Raw genomic sequence first — 19,103 nt, 5'->3', positions numbered from 1 at the left:
AAAAGACTGATTGGCATCATTGATTGAGAACTATATTAAGTGTTTATATCGAGAATTCTGATTAATAAGTAAATAAAATCTATTTCGTGCCGATAAATGAATACATTTGTATCATTTTATTATCGGGGAAGATTATTTCATGAGTATTGAAAGATCAGCGAAAGTAGGTTCCATTATACTATTAACTATTTTCTTATTATCATCAGTTTTGTCGTCATTTTTTATTTATAGAATGCAAGAAAACTTTGCGTCATTGGATTCCTTGAATACCAGATTGAATAATGTTCAAGAAGCAAGATATGAGTTAGCGACCATTCGTTCTCACGTCAACTATCTCATGTTGTTGAAAACGATGACGGATGAGAATAAGCAAGAAACTATTAAATCACTTGTTGCTGAAGCGAAAGAGCTGGCGACAAAATCAAAAGCAACTATTACTCATTGGGTAGGAGTGAAGAAAATAAGCCCTGATGCTCAACGTAATTCAGAGCAGCTCTCAGTGTTATTCTATTATCTTCTAGATGAACTTATTGCACCTATTGATACGCTAGATTACACAGAATCAAATCTCTCTAACGACTTTACTCGCCTATCTGAACTTTTCGATGAATACCTTATGATCACGAAAGGTGTGAATGATGATATTAAAGCACAGCAAGCTTGGATGGTGCAGTTGTCACTTTATACAACCATTATTGCCCTCGGGATCATTCTTGTTCTTCTTTATATCGTTATTCGTTGGGTAAATAAAACGTTTATCTTTAACTTGAATACGCTATCAGCCATTTTGCAAAAAGTGGGAGAGGGTGATTTAAGTTTCACTCTACCTAAGAAACGAAATGATGAGTTTGGAACCTTGTTCTCTAATGTGGGAGAGATGCAAACTTCGCTAACATCGACTATTCAATTAGTTAAAGAAGAAGCACTAGAGATCAAAAAAGGCTCAGCAGAAATTGCTTCTGGTAACCAAGATCTCTCTTCTCGTACCGAAGAGCAAGCGAGTGCTCTGCAACAGACAGCTGCAAGTATGGAAGAGATTAAAATAGCAGTAGTGAATAATACTGATAATGCGATTTTAGCCAACTCTATTACCGCAGAAACCCGCGATTTAGCAATTGATGGCTCTAATATCATGAATGATGCTATTAACTCGATGAAAAAAATCGAGGTAGGTACATTAAAAGTTGCTGAAATCAATGATGTAGTTAATAACATTGCAAGCCAAACTAATATTCTGGCATTAAATGCTGCTGTTGAAGCTGCTCGAGCAGGTGAACAAGGCCGTGGATTTACGGTTGTTGCAACAGAAGTAAGAAATTTAGCGGCAAGAAGTGCGGATGCTGCGCGTGAAATTAACCAAATTATCAGAGAATCCGTTGCTGACGTGGCTCATGGTCGAGAATTAGTGAATAGAACGGGCGAGCATATGCAGGACATTGTTTCTTCTATTACGAAAGTTAGCGATATCATGCAGGGCATTAGTATCGCATCAGAAGAGCAAAAAGTGGGCATTGAACAGATTGCAGTCGCCATTAACCAAATGGATTCTGTTGTTCAGCAAAATGCAGCTTTAGTTGAACAGGGCGCGACGTCAACAATGATTTTAGATGAGAAAGCACAAAACTTAACAGATAAAGTTTCAGTCTTTCAAATTAAAGAACAATACTAATAAGTTGAATTAGCCAGTTAATTTCGCATTTAAAACAAGCTCACTCTAAATGCAAAACGAGAGTGAGTTTGTTTATTTAGCTATTATTTTCTATCTATTATTAATAGAAAATTCAATTCTAAGCTAATATGTTGATGAAATTTCTCCACTCACACTTTTTATAAATAGAGAGTATTTTTGCAAAAATAAATAGCATCGATACTATTTTTTATTTTTAAAATCAAGTTTTTTCTATTTTAATTATTTTTTTGTAAGATTTTTTTTCGTTTTTTTGAAAAATAATTACCTGTTAAAAGTTTATTGATTGAATAGTAAGTTATTTTTAAAATTATCTGATTAATTATCCAGATAAGAATAATCTTAAATTAAATACTTTATTTTTTTAAAAAAAATAGAAATGAAAAATATATTTAAAATACGTAACTATATGTTTTATTTGTATTATTTTTTTTGCTTTTTTAGTTTTTAAAATTAAGTATAAAAACGTGGTTTCTTTAAATGATGCTCTATTTCTAGATTCATTTGATTTTTAAATAATATCAAAAAAAATTATTTTTTTTAATGTTTTGATTTATATGATTTTTTTGTGCGTGTTTTTTGTTTTTTGTTTTATTTTTCATAAAATATCATTGTTTTTTTCTTTGTGGTAATGTTTGCGAAACATAAATAATGAAATCTATCTTTTAGAACTTTAAATAGTTTGACGGGATAACTGTATCTAATAAATTTGATGTTTATTTTTTAGAAAACTAAAGATTTCATTTTTATGGTTAAGATTAATGCAGATTAATTATTTTTAATTTGCCTTTTTACAATCAAATAGAGATGGTGGAAAATGAAATTAACTAAATTAGCAGCTGTATTGGGTTTTAGTTGTTTAATGATTGCTGGCTCTGCATTTGCAGAAGATCCTGTTGCTCCGATTACTGGTGGTCATGGACAAATTACTTTTGAAGGTGAAATTATCGATGCACCTTGTTCAATCGCTCCAAATAATGACAAACAAACTGTCCAATTAGGACAAGTATCATCTTCATTATTGAAAGAAGGTGGTCGTAGCACCTCTGAAGCGTTTACTATCAAATTAGAAAACTGTTCAACCAAAACTTATAAAACAGTAGAAGCAACTTTCTCTGGTTTAGGTGCGACAGGTATTGATAACGCTATTGCTATTGATGGTACAGCAAAAGGTGCGGGCGTTATTATTTCTCAATACGGTGGTAACATCGTTAAATTAGGTGAAGCAACATCACCTGCACAAATATTATCTGAAGGCCCTAATGAATTACGTTTCTCTGCTTATTTACAAGGGAAGCAAGGCGTTGATGTGACTCCAGGTACTTTCTCATCTATTGCTACTTTTGCATTAACCTATAAATAAGATTATTAGTTCCCTGAGCCAGTTTTGGCTTAGGGACTATTTATTTGGTTACAGGTGAGAGCATTACACGCAATAGATAGGGGAACTATGTTACATTTCAACTTTAAAGTATGGCAATGTATATTCTATGTGATATTAAGCATATCGCTTGTTCATAGTTCCTTATTATATGCAGATGAACCCGTTGAGTTTAATACTGATATTTTAAATTTAGAGGATAGAAATAATATTGACTTATCCCGATTCTCTAAAGAAGATTATATTTATCCAGGTGTTTATGAAGTTTCTATATTGCTTAATGAAGATTTAATCGAGCATAATTATAAGATTAAATTTATAAAATCATCAAATAACGATGATGAAACTCTAGTTTGTATTCCTCATGAAATTGTCGAAAAATTTTCATTGCAAGAGCCTTATTTTAAGGATCTAACATGGTGGGGTAATGAACAGTGTTTGAATATAAATTCATTACCAAGCATGACAGTAAAACCACAATTAAAGAAAAGTAAACTGTTTATCACCGTACCCCAAGCTTACCTAAATTACACTGCTCAAGGATGGGATCCCCCATCTAGATGGGATGAAGGAATTTCAGGGGCATTATTTGATTATCATCTAACTGCACAAGATATAAAAAGAAAATCAGAAAGTAGCCATCAATTTAGTCTTAATGGACAAGGAACTATGGGGCTAAATTTGGGTGCATGGCGTTTACGCGCTGATTGGCAAAGTGTTTATGATAATAAAGATCCAGAAGATAAAAACTTCGATTGGAAGTGGGCTCAAGTTTATGCTTACCGCTCTATTAAGTCCTTAAGTGCTAAGCTTATGCTAGGTGAAAATTATAGTTCATCTGATTTGTTCGAAAATATTCGATATTTGGGTATGGCATTATCATCTGAAGATAATATGTTGCCACCTAATCTTAGGGGATATGCACCACAAATTAGTGGCGTTGCGTCATCTAACGCTAAAGTGATTATTAGCCAGCAAGGTCGAGTTATTTATGAAACAACGGTAAGTCAGGGGCCTTTTGCAATTCAAGATATCAACGAAAGTATTTCAGGGGTACTTGATGTTAGAGTAGAAGAAGATAATGGTAAAACCCAAGAATTTCAAGTGAATACATCAAGTGTTCCTTATTTAACGAGACCAGGACAAATTCGCTATAAAACCTTGATAGGAAAACCTTCAGATGTTGATAGGGATCGAAAAGGTCCAATGTTTGGCATGGGAGAATTTTCATGGGGAATAAATAATGGTTGGTCTCTATTTGGTGGAGCAATTGTTAGTGATGAATATAATTCTTTTTCTGCGGGAATTGGGCGTGATTTATTAATGCTTGGTGCTATTTCTGTTGATATGACGACATCATTTGCAAAAGATGTTAATAATCAAAATGATGATAAGCAAGGAAATGCTTATCGTATTAACTACTCAAAAAGATTTGAAGAGTATAATAATCAAGTTACATTAGCTGGATATCGTTTTGCTGAGCAAGATTTTTTGACATTAAACCAATACATTGATAGTAAATATTACAATAGAGAAGTGAATAAAGATAAGGCTCTCTATTTATTAACATTTAGCCAAAGTTTCCCTGATTTTGGTCTTAATGCTTACCTTTCTTATAGCCATCGTACTTATTGGAATAGTGAAAAGAGCGATTACTTTAGTTTTTCATTATCGAAATATTTTAATGTAGCAAACTTTAAAAATAATTCTATCAATATCAATGCTTACAGAAATAATAGTTACGGAAGAAGCGATAATGGCTTTTTTATTAACTTAAGCGTTCCGTTAGATACAAAAACAACAATCAGCATGAATAGTTATATTAACAGTGGAGATATCGCCAATACGGTTAGCTATAACAAAACAGTTGATGATAGAAATAACTATAATATTACAGGTGGTACGACAGCGAGAGGTCGAGCAAACGTAAGTGGTTATTATCGCCATTATGCTGACTCTGCAGTTGTTTCTGGTAGTGCTTCATATACTGATTCTGTTAGCAGTGTTGCTACATTATCTATTGACGGTGGTGCGACATTAACACCTAAAGGTGGGGCGCTTCATCGTATTAATATTCCAGGAAGTTCACGTATATTATTGGATACTAATGGGGTTCAAAACGTTCCAATTAGTGGGAATGGCCCGAATACAACCACTAACTATTTTGGTAAAGCAATTTTACCATTAGGCAGTGATTATATGCGTAGCCGTGTATCCGTAAATATTGATGATTTACCTAGTAATATTGAAGCAAAAGGCTCAATACAGCAATTTACGTTAACCGAAGGGGCAATAGGTTATCGCAAGTTTAATGTGTCTGAAGGCGCTAAAATTATTGCAAAAATTATGCTAAAAGATGGCTCTTTTGCACCATTTGGTTCAACGATATTAAATGAATCAAATCAGGATATGGGTATGGTGAGTGATAATGGCTCAGCATATTTAGGTGGTGTTAAGTCTCATGAAATATTATTCATCCAGTTATCTGAAAATAACGTATGTAAAATAGAGTTGCCAGATTTATCGTCTAATGAAAACTACACATCAGTTTTATTAGTATGTAATTGAATTTTAAAAATTAAAAATTAAGGTTTAAGATATGCGTCTATCAGTAAAAAAAATATCAATGTTAGCTTTTCCATTATTTTCTTTATTTTTTATTGAAACAGCAAATGCTGCGGTTTCTTTAGATAGAACACGGATCATTTTAAATGAAGGGAAAGGCTCGGTCAGCTTAAATATTACAAATAATAGTCCTGATCAGCCTTATTTAGCGCAAGCATGGATAGAAGATCTTGCAGGTAAGAAAATAGAAGAGCCTATTCTTGCACTTCCACCGATACAACGATTAGAAAAAAATGAACAAAGCCAAATAAAGGTTCAACCTCTTGATGTTGTTACTTCTCTTCCTCAAGATAGAGAAAGTGTATTCTATTTTAATTTAAGAGAGATCCCTCCTAGAAGTGATTCAGATAATGTTTTACAAATTGCATTGCAAACACGAGTAAAAATTTTTTATAGACCAGCTTCATTAATACTTGCCTCTGATAAGTTGGAACTTGCACCACAGAATAAATTAACCTTAGAAAAACAAGGTAATAACTATGTGATGAATAATCCAACTCCTTACAATATTACCTTTGTAAGTGCTAAAAAAGATTTTTCAGATAATACCATTGAAGAATTTAAATCTTTTATGATTGAACCCAATGGAAAAGAAAAAATTAATATCGGTGTGAGCCAGTTTAATAAAAAACCAATACTAACCTACATTAATGATTATGGTGCTCAAATAGATATTGAATTTGACTGTAAAAGTACTCAATGTACGGTAAGTAAATTAAACCAAAGCTAATAAATATAAATGATTAGGTTGCTGATATGACAAGAAGAAGGGGCGTTCTCTTTATTTTTTTATTTTTTATTACGTCATTTTTTATCGTAAGAGAAAGTGTTGCTCAAAAAAACTTGCAAGTGAATGTATATGGAGAAATATTACCTCCAGTCGCTTGTATTATTAATAATAAAAACACGATTAAAGGTGATTTTGGGGAGTTGTATCCTGCTGATTTTGATGGTAAAAAAAATAAAATTGAGCTAATTATTCCTTTATCTTGTAATGAACGACCAACGAATAATATGAAGTTTTTTATCACTGGATCTCCTTCTTCTTTTGATAATAATGCAGTTACAGCCGGACGCAGTGATATTGGTGTTAAGTTTTTTTATCTAGATAAAGAAGTTACGCTTAAATCGGAATACAATTTTACATATACAAATACAATTAAAATTGAGGCACTTCTGCTTAAAAATCCAAATGAAAAGCTCATTTCTGGTGATTTTACAGCAACCGCATTTCTAAATGTCGATTATCTTTAGGAGGAAATGATGAATAGAAATATATTTTTGTTCTCTTTTTTATTATTGATAATCGGCTTGTTGCCTAGTGTTTCTGTTTATTCAGCAGAGGCTAAAACCTCTTTAGCAACTGCAAATATAGAGCTAAAAGGTAAAATATTAAACCCTCCTCCAATCTGTACATTTAATAATAATGATCCTATTTATGTGAATTTTGGAAATAATGTGGTTATCTCTAAAATAGAACAAGATAACTATCAGCAAAAGTTTAATTATGATTTATCGTGTACAGGGGATAGTAAAGAGTTCTCTTTTAAAGTTTCAGTTAAAGGTGATCCTGCTGTATTTGATAATCAATTATTAGCAACTAGCGTTACTGACTTAGCTATAAAAATAGTATTGAATAACACAGAATTATTACCTGTAAATAAAAAAGTAAAAGTGGAACGTAGTAAATTACCGGAATTTAGTGCATTACTTGTTAAAAAACAGGGGGCTAATTTGGCTGAAGGTAAATTTCGTTCATCAGCATCTGTTATATTTGAATATGAGTAGAGGCTAATGAAACTTAAAAAGTTATATTTTAATTCACTCATTTTCTCTTTTCTTACCTTATCACTAATGAGTGTAAAGGCAGCAGATAATCTCTTTTTTGAAGGCAACTTAGTGAAAGAGCCTTGTACTGTTTTATCTGATAATAAAACATTAACGGTGAGGTTTAATACGGTTGATGTAAAAGCATTACGTGATGGGTAAAAAACAGAAGATATCCCTTTTATTATTACCGTTTCAAATTGTGATAACAGTGTCGCTAAAAATATTAATTTTTTGTTTAAAGGATTTGAATCGGATTCACATAAAGGATATTTGGGCATTAATATTAACGGCAAACCTTCAGGAATTGGCATAGGTATAGAAGATAAAAATAAGAAGTTTATCGCAATTAATAAAGATAATAGCCAATTTTCATTAAATAAAAATGAAAATCAATTTCTATTTTATGCCTTTTTGAAAGCAGAACCCAGTGTGGTTATGAGTAAAAAAATCGAATTAGGAAAATTTAGTAGTATTGCCACATTTCATATCACATATCCATAATTTATGAATACGACAAAATGGAGTTAAAGTGAAAGGTTACTTTAAAGCATTATTGATATTATCTATGATATCTTCATTTCCTGCTCAGGCGAATATTTTTTCTTATATTTCTAAAGTTGAAAATATAAGCGGAGGTATCCCTGGGTTAGCTTATATAGGACAGATTGAACGCTGGACTCTGATGCCTGGTGTAGCCAATCCTTGTTATAATGTGGCAGGCTGTGAGGTCTATGTCGCTCATCGTCATTATTCTAATGGTACAGCTGGAACCTATTCAAGCCGGGATCCAAAAATAGCCGATGCTTCTAAATATAAAACAATGGATGAATTAAGAGAGGCATTTCTTAAAATAACACCATTACCTTACACTTTTAGGGTTGTTCATTCAGGAACGATTGTTACATCTGAATGTGTAGGAATATTTTATGGTCAAAGAAGGAGTGCATCAGATCCTTTATTGCCGGGTTCTATTTGTGGTGCTGCGCCATCAGCAGATTTGGTTTGTGATTTTAATGTCGAAAATATTGACTTTAACTATAATCAATTGGCATATAATGATGTGCTAAATAATAATACGGATGTTACTAAGCAAACAAAAAGTGTAAAAATTCAATGTAACTATAATTCCAAAGTTATTATTTCTGCTACAACTAATGATGAGGGGGCAATTTGGCTTAATCAAGAAAATACATTACAGTCTTTTTTAAAAATAAATAATAAACCTGCTAATGAATTGTTTGAATTACCTATTGCAAATAAAGAAACAGCCTCCCGTTATACCAACTCATTTACATTAAGTTCAGAAATTAAAAGTGTAGGAAAACCTAAATCAGGGCCTTTTCGTGGTTCTGCGGTGATTGTTATTGTTGTTCTTTGATTTTTATAATATTAAGCTACAAAAAAAGCCCCAGATAATTGCTTATCTGGGGCTTTAAAATTTGGTGGCCCCTACTGGACTTGAACCAGTGACCAAGCGATTATGAGTCGCCTGCTCTAACCAACTGAGCTAAGGGGCCTAATGAAGTGAGATTATACGTGCCATTTGGCACTAGGTCTAGCCTTTGAATGACTGTATGCGCAATTTCTGTTCAATCTAAACAATAAAAAAATAAAACAGAGAATAACTGTGATATCAATAACATAGTGTAATAATTAACGGGTGAGCTTACATATAGGTACAATAATATAAATAATAAGGCTATTTTTTATAAATATATGTAGATGAAGTCTATCGCAGCTTAAATCGTGTGTAGATACTGTTTCACAATTCCATAAAAAAACGCCTGTGATATCACAGGCGTTTATTATAACTTTTATTAAGTAAGTTGATTACTCGTCAAGGAAGCTACGTAGTACTTCAGAACGGCTTGGGTGGCGTAATTTACGCAGTGCCTTCGCTTCAATCTGACGAATACGTTCACGGGTAACATCAAACTGTTTACCCACTTCTTCCAAGGTATGGTCGGTATTCATATCGATACCGAAACGCATACGTAGGACTTTCGCTTCACGTAATGTTAAGCCAGCTAACACTTCGTGAGTTGCTGAACGTAAGCTTTCTGATGTTGCAGAATCCAGTGGTAATTCGAGGGTTGTATCCTCGATAAAATCGCCTAAATGTGAATCTTCATCGTCACCGATTGGGGTTTCCATGGAGATTGGTTCTTTAGCGATTTTCAGTACCTTACGGATCTTGTCTTCAGGCATCAGCATGCGTTCTGCAAGCTCTTCTGGTGAAGGCTCACGTCCCATCTCTTGCAACATTTGACGAGAGATACGGTTCAGTTTATTAATCGTTTCGATCATGTGAACAGGAATACGGATTGTACGCGCCTGATCAGCGATTGAACGAGTAATTGCCTGACGGATCCACCATGTTGCATAAGTTGAGAACTTATAACCACGACGGTATTCAAATTTATCAACCGCTTTCATCAGACCAATATTCCCTTCCTGGATCAGGTCAAGGAACTGTAGCCCACGGTTGGTATATTTTTTCGCGATAGAGATAACAAGACGTAAGTTCGCTTCGACCATCTCTTTTTTCGCACGACGTGCTTTGGCTTCACCGATAGACATACGACGGTTAATATCTTTAACCTGTTCGATTGTCAGTCCAGTTTCAACTTCAATTTGTTGCAGTTTTTGTAAACTGCGTTGTACTTCTTCTTCAATACCTGCCAGTTTTTCAGACCAAGGCTTATTCATTGCTCGAGCTGCAGTGAACCATGTGTCATTGGTTTCGTTACCTGTAAACAAAGTAATGAAGTTTTTCTTTGGCATCTTAACTTGATCAACACAAAGACGCATGATGTGACGTTCTTGAGCACGAACTCTGTCCATCATTTCACGCATATTGTTAACCAGATAATCAAACTGTTTTGGTACTAAACGGAACTGTTTGAAAATTTCAGATAACAATAAGATTTCAAGCTCTGTATCTTTGTGGTTACGACCTTTCGCCTTGATAGTTTGGCGAGTTTTTTCGTATTGCTCACGAAGCTCAGTAAATTTCTGACGCGCTAATTCAGGATCGATGCTGTTATCATCATCGCTATCGCTGTCATTGTCGCCATCTTCATCTTCGTCTTCATCTTCGTCTTCAGCGCTGTTGTCAACTTCATCATCATCTTTGCCTAAATTGACATCTTCACTTTCTGCCATTTCTTCGGCATTAGGGTCAATAAACGCAGTAATTAAGTCTGAAAGACGTGCTTCGCCAGCTTCAACGCGATCATACTGTTCAAGAAGATAAGTAATTGCTTCAGGATATTCTGCAACGGAACATTGAACTTGGTTAATACCATCTTCAATGCGTTTTGCGATATCAATTTCACCTTCCCGGGTGAGCAGTTCAACTGTACCCATTTCGCGCATATACATACGGACAGGGTCGGTTGTACGGCCAATCTCAGATTCTACACTAGAAAGTACCTGAGCTGCGGCTTCTGCAGCATCATCATCAGTATCATTTGAATTTTCTGCCAGCATCAGATCATCGGCGTCAGGTGCTTCTTCCATAACCTGAATGCCCATGTCGTTAATCATCTGGATGATGTCTTCGATTTGATCTGAATCGACGATATCTTCCGGCAGATGGTCATTGACCTCAGCATAGGTCAGGTAGCCTTGCTCCTTACCTTTAGTAACAAGTAGCTTCAGCTGTGACTGCGGGTTTTGCTCCATAAGACGGTATCCACACTTCAAAGTAATTTGGGTTGGTGTCGGTCGGCGATAACTGTTCAGCCAACAATAACTACGGAGGGGCATTTTCATTGTCGATTGCTACGGTCCCCTCAGCGTAGCAAATGTAGGTTTTTAGTACCTACCGATAGCGGCAATTAAGCCGTGTTTTTAATCTTAATTCTGTGTTTACTTTTTAACGCGTGCCTGTATTATCAATTGGACTTCTTCGCGTTCATTTTGCGTTAGGCCTTCTGTTCTCTCTTTCGCAATAAGCGTGTTTAAACGTTCGTCCATTGCCGTTAAAAAAAGATGATCTAACGTGTCTGTAAAGGTTTTTTCTGCAATCTCATCTATATCTATATCGTTCCACATTGCCAATTTTTCAAGCTGTTTACCGAATTTATTCTCTCTATAGAGTTCGATAATTTGTCCTGTATTTAGGCCCGGTTGTGCTTGGCAAACGGAAACTAACTCAATAAAAAGCGATAGACCTGCAATTTTTTCTGTACTTAATCCCTCGAGAGGGGGCACTAATTTAGAGAATTCTGGGTTTTGTATCAATAAGGCAATCAATATACGCATTGGTGTAGTACGTAATTTTGTCGGTTGATACGACAACTCGTGATTAACCGGCGTTCTACCAAATAAACGATCCATTTGCTCAATATCGGGATTTCCCGTTAAGCTTCCAAGCTCTCTTAATAAATATAGACGTAAAGTTTCACTTGGGATCTTATCTATTAATGGTCTGGCTAAACTATATAGCTTACCATTGCCTTCTTGAGTACTCAGATCCACTTGAGGAACGAGTGAATCAAATAAAAATTCTGATAATGAATGTGCTTGTTCCATACGTTTTTCAAAAGCTTCTTTACCTTCACGACGAACCAATGAATCAGGATCATCACCTTCGGGTAAAAACATAAAACGTAAAGAGCGACCATCATTTAAAAAAGGAAGGGCGGTTTCTAATGCTCGCCATGCGGCATCACGACCAGCTCTATCTCCATCATAGCAGCAAATAATGTTATCCGTTGTCCGAAAGAGCAACTGGATATGTTCTGCTGTAGTGGAGGTTCCTAATGAGGCAACGGCATAATCAATACCAAACTGCGCTAATGCCACAACATCCATATAACCTTCAACAACTAATAGCTTTGTGACGTTATTATTAGATTGTTGCGCTTCATAAAGTCCGTAAAGTTGGCGACCTTTATGGAATATCTCTGTTTCTGGTGAGTTCAAGTATTTAGGTAAATCATCACCTAACACTCGCCCACCGAAGGCAATAACACGACCACGTCTATCTCGGATAGGAAACATGACTCGTTGGCGAAAACGATCATAAGTGCGACCATTATCGTTAGTTATTACCATACCCGCTTCAAGAAGTAAGGCTTTATTATCGGCACTTTGACCAAAACGTTTTAGGGCGTTATCCCAACCTGTTGGTACAAATCCAATAGAAAAACGGGTAATAATATCTTCACTAAGACCTCGATGCGCGAGATAGTTTCTTGCTTCCTGTGCATCAGGTTTATTGAGAGCACTACTATAATACTGATTCAACTTCTCCATCACTTGATAGAGGTTTTGTCTTATATGTCGTTCAATAGGGCTACTGCCTGTTCCTGTTTCATAAGGAACTTCTAACCCATGCATTGCTGCTAACTCTTCAATGGTTTCGACAAAATCGAGCCTGTCATAATTCATTAAAAAATCAATAGCATTGCCATGCGCGCCGCAACCAAAACAGTGGTAAAACTGTTTGTCGCTATTTACTGTGAAAGAGGGCGTTTTTTCATTATGAAACGGACAACACGCTGAATGATTTTTGCCTTGTTTTTTTAACGGCACGCGAGCGTCGATAAGATCGATGATATCGGTTCGAGCTAGCAAATCATTGATAAATGAACGTGGAATTCGTCCAGCCATAAGCCCTTTTACGCCTGTTGTTGAACGAGAATAAGCCGCGCTCTCAGAAGAAAGCACGGCCTTTAACTGCGACTACAGTGTCTGCATATGTTGCGGTATAAGCCGCAAAATATTAGTACAGACGAGTACGACGTGCGTTTTCGCGAGCTAATTTTTTAGCGTGACGTTTTACTGCTGATGCTTTAGCGCGTTTACGCTCAGTCGTTGGTTTTTCATAAAACTCACGACGACGAACTTCTGCTAATACGCCTGCTTTTTCACAAGAGCGTTTGAAACGACGAAGAGCAACGTCAAATGGCTCGTTTTCACGTACTTTGATTACCGGCATGTGCCTCTCACCTCAATAGAAATCGGTTTGCGCTGGCATTATTTAAGCCAGCCGACATTTAAAATGGTGCGGAATTTTACTTCAAAGCAGGGCACTTTGTAAAGAGATGCACAAAATTGAAACGCAAACTCTCACTTTTGTGTCTTTTTTGGATAACACGAAAAGCGAAAGTCGCTAACCACACATTTAAATCACTTAAAATAGGTGGGTAATTATAGAACAGAAAAAGGAATTTGTCACATGCTGGTATGTAAAAGATGTGCCGAAGGCGTATAAAATCACCGAAATAATGGTACAATCGATTTATTACGCGAGTCCGCGAAGAAGAATTTGGAAGCGTCATGCGAGTTTTAGGTATTGAAACATCTTGCGATGAAACCGGTATCGCAATTTACGATGATAAAGCCGGTCTATTAGCGAATCAACTTTATAGCCAAATTAAACTGCACGCCGATTATGGTGGTGTAGTTCCTGAACTTGCTTCACGGGATCATATCCGTAAAACAGTACCTCTTATTCAAGCGGCACTGAAAGAAGCTAATCTTATGGCAAAAGATATTGATGCTGTTGCTTATACTGCGGGCCCCGGTCTTGTTGGTGCTTTGCTTGTAGGAGCAACAATTGGGCGCTCATTAGCTTTTGCATGGAATGTTCCAGCTATTCCTGTTCATCATATGGAAGGCCATTTATTGGCACCAATGCTTGAAGAGAAAACACCTGAGTTTCCGTTTGTGGCACTTTTGGTTTCTGGTGGTCATACACAATTAATCAGTGTGACAGGAATTGGTGAATACACCTTATTAGGTGAATCTATCGATGATGCTGCCGGTGAAGCTTTTGATAAAACAGCAAAATTGTTAGGATTAGATTATCCTGGCGGTCCTGTATTATCGAAAATGGCGCAACAAGGCACAGAAGGTCGATTTGTTTTTCCTCGTCCAATGACAGACAGACCGGGGCTTGATTTTAGTTTCTCTGGTTTAAAAACCTTTGCAGCTAATACTATTCGCCAAAATGACGATTCAGACCAAACTCGCGCTGATATTGCACGGGCGTTTGAAGATGCTGTTGTTGATACACTAGCGATAAAATGTCGTAGAGCTTTAGAACAAACGGGCTTTAAACGTTTAGTGATGGCGGGTGGTGTAAGTGCTAACCGGACATTACGTGCAAAAATGGAAACCGTGATGAAGCAATTAGGCGGCGAAGTTTTTTATGCGCGTCCTGAGCTGTGTACTGATAATGGTGCAATGATTGCATTAGCGGGGATGATCCGCTTTAAAGGCGGTACAGAAGGCCCATTAAGTGTGACTGTAAGACCACGCTGGCCTTTAGCTGAGTTGCCTGCCCTTGAAAATAAATAATGTATTGTAAAGTGTCTATTTCTAATTTGACACTCGATATCTGCAGAAGAAAGCCACTTTATAAGTGGCTTTTCTGTTTTAAATTCAAATTTTAAACGGACGTTAATTAATCTTCTTTTTCTTGCTCTTTCGCTTCTTGAATGATCTCTTTTTCCGTTTTTTCGGTTTTCTTTTTCAATTTGTGCCAGATCCGGCTCTCTTGGCCACGCCATAAACGTTGAATATTGTCATGATGACGGTAAAGTACAAGACATGATAATAACGCGACGGGATAAGTGAATTCTGGTTTAAACCACCAAACGTAAAAAGGGGCAAGTAGTGCGCTGATGATCGCGCCAAGTGATGAATAGCCACTCAATAAGACGGTGAGTAACCATGTTCCTGCGATAAGACCACTTAAATCCCAACCAATGGCAGCGATAGCACCAAATGCAGTGGCGACGCCTTTTCCGCCTTTAAAGTGGAAGAAAACAGGGTAGATATGCCCAAGGCAAGCTGCGATTGCCACAATGCCGAGGTAAAAAGGAGGCACATTTAAGTAGTAGGCGAGCCAAACAGGGAGCATCCCTTTTAGGACGTCACAGATAAGTACCGCCGCTGCGGCCGCTTTTCCACCAATACGTAGGACGTTGGTCGCTCCGGGATTGCCAGAGCCAAATTTTCTTGGATCAGGTAGTCTTGCCAGTCGGCAAATCAATATCGCGCTGGAGATTGAGCCGCACAAGTAGGCGAAGATGATCATTCCAAGTGCGTTAGCACTCATTTGTATTCTCCAATGTTTATGTAAGTTCGTTAGGCATGTATGGATAATACGCATATTTCATCGGAAGTGGTATCCGATGAGCAGAAAAAATAAGAGATGACGTGATGGATATCGTATTTATTGAGCAATTATCAGTAATAACCACAATCGGTGTTTATGATTGGGAAAAAACCATAAAACAAAAATTAGTGTTCGATATCGAAATGGAATGGGATAACAAACGCGCATCCCAAACCGATGATGTGGTTCATTGTTTAGATTATGCCAGTGTGAGTAACGCAATCATTGATTATGTTGAGACTCGACGTTTTGAATTAGTTGAACGCGTAGCAGAAGAAGTGGCACAGTTGTTGATAACTCAATTTGCTGTACCTAGAGTAAAAATTAAATTAGCGAAACCCGGGGCTGTTGCACAAGCCAAAAATGTGGGTGTAATTATTGAGCGTAAAGCTTAATTAAAACTGATCCTGATTAAGTCGCGATTTCCATTTTATAATCGCGACTTCTCGTTGCTTGGTTAGCGCATCTCGTATTGCACTACCTTTTAATCCACTTTCAATAATTGGCTTAATATCCACATTATTTGCAATTGCGAAAGCTTGGCAAAGAAACGCGCGTTGTGGATAAACAAGATTTTCTAATCCTTTGCGTCCTCTGGCGTCGGCTTCACTCACCATTGCTAATTGCTCAACACGTTCAGGTTTTCGCCATGCATCAATAGCATCAAATAAGCGGATTATTTTTGAAGGGCGCATTCTATCAATACGATGGATATGATCATGAAATCTTGCCGTTAAGCGTGCCAAATCACGAATATGATTAGGAATACGATAACGTTGGCATAAGGCTTCAACTAAAGGAACACCAGCAGGGCCATGTCCATGGTGATGAGGCCAATTTTCTGGAGGTGTTAATCCTTTTCCCAAATCATGGCATAAGGCGCTAAAGCGTACCGCAATATCATCGGTTAATTGGCTAGCGATATTGAGTACCATCATGGCATGAATGCCTGTATCGATTTCTGGGTGCCATTTTTCAGGCGCAGGAACACCAAACAAAGCATCAATTTCAGGAAAAAGAACACTTAAAGCACCACATTGACGTAGAACTTCAAAATAGACTTGAGGCGCGGGGCTCTCAAGGGCTTTTTCTGTTTCTTTCCAAACACGTTCAGCAGTCAGCGCGTTTAGCTCGCCACTTTGTGCCATTGTTTTCATTAATTGCAGTGTTTCAGGTGCAACACTAAATCCTAAAGGCGCAAATCGTGCAGCAAAACGTGCAACTCGCAAAACTCTTAAAGGATCTTCTGAAAATGCCTCAGAGACATGGCGAAGTTGCCTCGCATGGATATCATTTATGCCATGGTAAGGATCGACATATTCACCATCAGCAGAATAAGCAATGGCATTAATGGTGAGATCACGACGAGCGAGATCGTCTTCTAATGTGACATCCGGCGCTGCATAACAAGTGAAACCCGTGTAACCTGAGCCTGATTTTCGTTCTGTACGCGCAAGGGCATACTCTTCATGAGTATCTGGATGAAGAAAGACAGGAAAATCTTTGCCTACTTGTTGATAGCCTTGTTGTAATAGCATTTGAGGTGTTGCACCAACAACAACCCAATCTCTGTCTTTTACTGGCATCTGTAATAGTTGGTCGCGCACAGCGCCACCAACAAGGTATATATTCACGGGATCACTGTTCCTTTGGCTGGATGTTAGTTCATCCAACGATCATTACGTTTACGACGGCGCGGGATAATATGTGGAAGGATCAGACCAAAAACAAGACCTGCGCCTGCAACACCACCACCATACATAAACCACTGTAAGATGATATCGCGTTGTCTGTCATCTAATTGTTGATTAGCAAAATCGAGTTTTTTCTCTGCGACAGCGAGCTTTGTTCTCATTTGTTCATTTTCTTTTTTCAAGCCATTGATGATGTCATCGCTGTTTGAAACTTTATTTTGCATATCAGTGGTACGTTGTTTCCAGCTTTGATCGATATTCGCCAGTTTATCACGCAGTGTTTGGATCTCTTTTTCCATAGCAGGAATACGAGTACGCATACTTGGTTGAGTACTGAGTTGGTTTTCTGGTAGCCAAACGGTACGATCTTTATCGTCTTTAACCTGTACATAACCCGTTGCTGCGTTACGAGAAATGACAGTAACGGTTGAGCCCGAATTTAAAGAGCCAACAATTCGATACTGATTCCCTGGTCCACTGTGTACATAAGTGGATAGTTCATCGGAAACATAACGAGTTTCTGCGTGTGAGCTCAGAGAAACGCCTAAGCTAAGTAATGAAAGAAAAAGTAAGGGTAATTTTCGCATTATGTTTTCAACTTTTTTATCTATACAAGAGAATATTTTTACTGATACTAAAGAGTAAAGTTTGCGTAAGCAAATAGTAAACCAGAATGAGAACACTCTTAACTGGTAGAATATAGGGATAATCTGCCTTTTATTCATTATTGTTATTAGGCTATCACTTGCAAAATGAAAATGCGTCAAATATTTTACTAATTAATTGATTTACTTAAGGGAAATAGAATGAGCCAATTAGAAACTGAACTCAAAATGAGTGCCATACCTGCCGCTATTCCTCACATTATTCAGCGCATTCTGACTCTACCTCATCAGCACTCTGATCCCAAAAAGCTGACTAATCTTTACTTTGAGACGACAGATAATCAAATTCGTCGTTGGGATATGGGGTTGCGTATTCGTGGTGTTGATGAAAGTTATGAAATGACAATTAAAACAGCTGGTAAAGTGGTTGCAGGTTTGCATCAACGTCCAGAATATAACGTGAAATTAGAGCAACCTAAATTAGATTTAGCTCGCTTTCCAGCAGAAATCTGGCCTGAAAATACAGATTTAACCCTATTAGAAACACAACTCAATGTGCTGTTTAATACCGATTTTTATCGCGAAATCTGGCTGGTGGATTTTCAAAATAGCCAAATTGAAGTGGTATTAGATAAAGGTGCTATTCGTACTCATCAATATGAGTTGCCGATTGAAGAGTTCGAGTTAGAGCTTAAAAAAGGTGATGTGTCAGATGTTATCGCATTAGCAACTTATTTAGGTGAAAAGGGTGGATTGCGCCTAGCTTCTCGCAGTAAAGCGGCTCGAGGTTATTATTTAGCGAAAGATAAACCAGCCTTATCGTTGAGTGTGGTGAACCTTTCTCCTAGTGATACAACCGCTCAGCAACTTACAAAATGGTTAAGTGCAATACAAGCATTAGAAGAAGCCATTTTTGCTAACCCAACACCACCGACAATTACTATGCCAGCAATGTTGGCGTTATTTTCAGATTGGTGTAAAAAACGGTCTGATCTGCCTGAATCTATGCAACAGTCGCTCAATGGTATTTCACCGTTAACATTTACAACCGCAACCGACTATTATCATGTTTTATGGTTGAACTTTAAGTTATCTTCTATGGCGTGGTTACTATCTATTGCTTAATTTTCTGACAACTTGAGAG

At 37.0% G+C, this 19,103-nt stretch carries 18 protein-coding genes and 1 tRNA gene; 12 read left to right on the top strand and 7 right to left on the bottom strand.

Annotated elements, in window-relative coordinates; translation table 11 throughout:
- Window positions 1–139: 139 nt before the first annotated feature.
- The 9 genes from DK857_RS09585 (at window position 140) to DK857_RS09545 (ending at window position 8,901) form a co-directional block, all read left to right on the top strand.
- Complete coding sequence (locus tag DK857_RS09585; RefSeq protein ID WP_109394122.1) at window positions 140–1,669, top strand: methyl-accepting chemotaxis protein; 1,530 nt, start codon at window positions 140–142, stop codon at window positions 1,667–1,669.
- Between the two features lie 835 nt (window positions 1,670–2,504).
- The gene (locus tag DK857_RS09580) at window positions 2,505–3,050 is read left to right on the top strand and encodes a fimbrial protein (RefSeq protein ID WP_109394121.1); all 546 of its coding nucleotides are present in this window, start codon (window positions 2,505–2,507) and stop codon (window positions 3,048–3,050) included.
- A gap of 87 nt (window positions 3,051–3,137) precedes the next feature.
- Window positions 3,138–5,636, top strand: a complete 2,499-nt coding sequence (locus tag DK857_RS09575; protein WP_109402053.1) for a fimbria/pilus outer membrane usher protein — start codon at window positions 3,138–3,140, stop codon at window positions 5,634–5,636.
- A gap of 31 nt (window positions 5,637–5,667) precedes the next feature.
- Complete coding sequence (locus DK857_RS09570; protein ID WP_109394119.1) at window positions 5,668–6,423, top strand: fimbrial biogenesis chaperone; 756 nt, start codon at window positions 5,668–5,670, stop codon at window positions 6,421–6,423.
- A 26-nt stretch (window positions 6,424–6,449) separates the two neighbouring features.
- The gene (locus DK857_RS09565) at window positions 6,450–6,947 is read left to right on the top strand and encodes a fimbrial protein (RefSeq protein ID WP_109394118.1); all 498 of its coding nucleotides are present in this window, start codon (window positions 6,450–6,452) and stop codon (window positions 6,945–6,947) included.
- A 9-nt stretch (window positions 6,948–6,956) separates the two neighbouring features.
- Entirely contained in the window at window positions 6,957–7,481 is a 525-nt protein-coding gene (locus tag DK857_RS09560) for a fimbrial protein (protein ID WP_157957602.1), read from the top strand.
- A 6-nt stretch (window positions 7,482–7,487) separates the two neighbouring features.
- A complete protein-coding gene (locus DK857_RS09555) occupies window positions 7,488–7,682 on the top strand; it encodes a type 1 fimbrial protein (protein WP_109402052.1) in 195 nt (64 codons plus the stop codon).
- A gap of 12 nt (window positions 7,683–7,694) precedes the next feature.
- Window positions 7,695–8,024 carry a fimbrial protein gene (locus DK857_RS09550; RefSeq protein WP_109402051.1) on the top strand — a complete coding sequence of 110 codons (330 nt, stop codon included), beginning with the start codon at window positions 7,695–7,697 and terminating at the stop codon, window positions 8,022–8,024.
- A 28-nt stretch (window positions 8,025–8,052) separates the two neighbouring features.
- Window positions 8,053–8,901, top strand: coding sequence for an MrpH family fimbial adhesin (locus DK857_RS09545; protein WP_109394115.1), 849 nt, complete (start codon window positions 8,053–8,055; stop codon window positions 8,899–8,901).
- A 62-nt stretch (window positions 8,902–8,963) separates the two neighbouring features.
- Here the strand turns inward: DK857_RS09545 and DK857_RS09540 are convergent.
- The 4 genes from DK857_RS09540 to rpsU all read right to left on the bottom strand — a co-directional run bounded on the left by DK857_RS09540 (window position 8,964) and on the right by rpsU (window position 13,473).
- A tRNA-Ile gene (locus tag DK857_RS09540) sits at window positions 8,964–9,040 on the bottom strand.
- A 313-nt stretch (window positions 9,041–9,353) separates the two neighbouring features.
- A complete protein-coding gene (rpoD, locus tag DK857_RS09535; protein WP_109394114.1) occupies window positions 9,354–11,210 on the bottom strand; it encodes an RNA polymerase sigma factor RpoD in 1,857 nt (618 codons plus the stop codon).
- Window positions 11,211–11,396: 186 nt separating this feature from the next.
- Window positions 11,397–13,145, bottom strand: coding sequence for a DNA primase (gene dnaG / locus DK857_RS09530; protein WP_109394194.1), 1,749 nt, complete (start codon window positions 13,143–13,145; stop codon window positions 11,397–11,399).
- A gap of 112 nt (window positions 13,146–13,257) precedes the next feature.
- Window positions 13,258–13,473, bottom strand: coding sequence for a 30S ribosomal protein S21 (rpsU, locus tag DK857_RS09525; protein ID WP_001144069.1), 216 nt, complete (start codon window positions 13,471–13,473; stop codon window positions 13,258–13,260).
- Window positions 13,474–13,814: 341 nt separating this feature from the next.
- Here rpsU and tsaD point away from each other — a divergent pair, with 341 nt between their 5' ends.
- On the top strand, window positions 13,815–14,837 hold the full coding sequence (gene tsaD, locus DK857_RS09520) for a tRNA (adenosine(37)-N6)-threonylcarbamoyltransferase complex transferase subunit TsaD (RefSeq protein ID WP_109394113.1): 1,023 nt from the start codon (window positions 13,815–13,817) through the stop codon (window positions 14,835–14,837).
- Window positions 14,838–14,943: 106 nt separating this feature from the next.
- On the opposite strand, the gene plsY is transcribed toward tsaD, so the two are convergent.
- Window positions 14,944–15,600, bottom strand: a complete 657-nt coding sequence (gene plsY / locus DK857_RS09515; protein WP_075672895.1) for a glycerol-3-phosphate 1-O-acyltransferase PlsY — start codon at window positions 15,598–15,600, stop codon at window positions 14,944–14,946.
- 104 nt (window positions 15,601–15,704) lie between these two features.
- On the opposite strand from plsY, the gene folB reads away from it, so the two are divergent.
- Window positions 15,705–16,055 (top strand): bifunctional dihydroneopterin aldolase/7,8-dihydroneopterin epimerase, encoded by a 351-nt coding sequence (folB, locus tag DK857_RS09510; RefSeq protein ID WP_075672896.1) that lies wholly within the window; start codon window positions 15,705–15,707, stop codon window positions 16,053–16,055.
- Here the strand turns inward: folB and DK857_RS09505 are convergent, their stop codons facing one another.
- A complete protein-coding gene (locus DK857_RS09505) occupies window positions 16,056–17,294 on the bottom strand; it encodes a multifunctional CCA addition/repair protein (protein ID WP_109394112.1) in 1,239 nt (412 codons plus the stop codon).
- A 26-nt stretch (window positions 17,295–17,320) separates the two neighbouring features.
- A complete protein-coding gene (locus tag DK857_RS09500) occupies window positions 17,321–17,941 on the bottom strand; it encodes a TIGR04211 family SH3 domain-containing protein (protein ID WP_109394111.1) in 621 nt (206 codons plus the stop codon).
- A 219-nt stretch (window positions 17,942–18,160) separates the two neighbouring features.
- Here DK857_RS09500 and DK857_RS09495 point away from each other — a divergent pair, with 219 nt between their 5' ends.
- Window positions 18,161–19,084: a CYTH domain-containing protein gene (locus tag DK857_RS09495; RefSeq protein WP_109394110.1), complete on the top strand. Its 924-nt coding sequence runs from the start codon at window positions 18,161–18,163 to the stop codon at window positions 19,082–19,084.
- The last annotated feature ends 19 nt before the right edge of the window (window positions 19,085–19,103 follow it).

This window comes from Proteus terrae (assembly GCF_003144325.1).
GTDB lineage: Bacteria > Pseudomonadota > Gammaproteobacteria > Enterobacterales > Enterobacteriaceae > Proteus > Proteus terrae.
The sequence above is the reverse complement of the archived record's forward strand: the minus strand, read 5'-3'. Positions and strand labels throughout refer to the sequence as shown.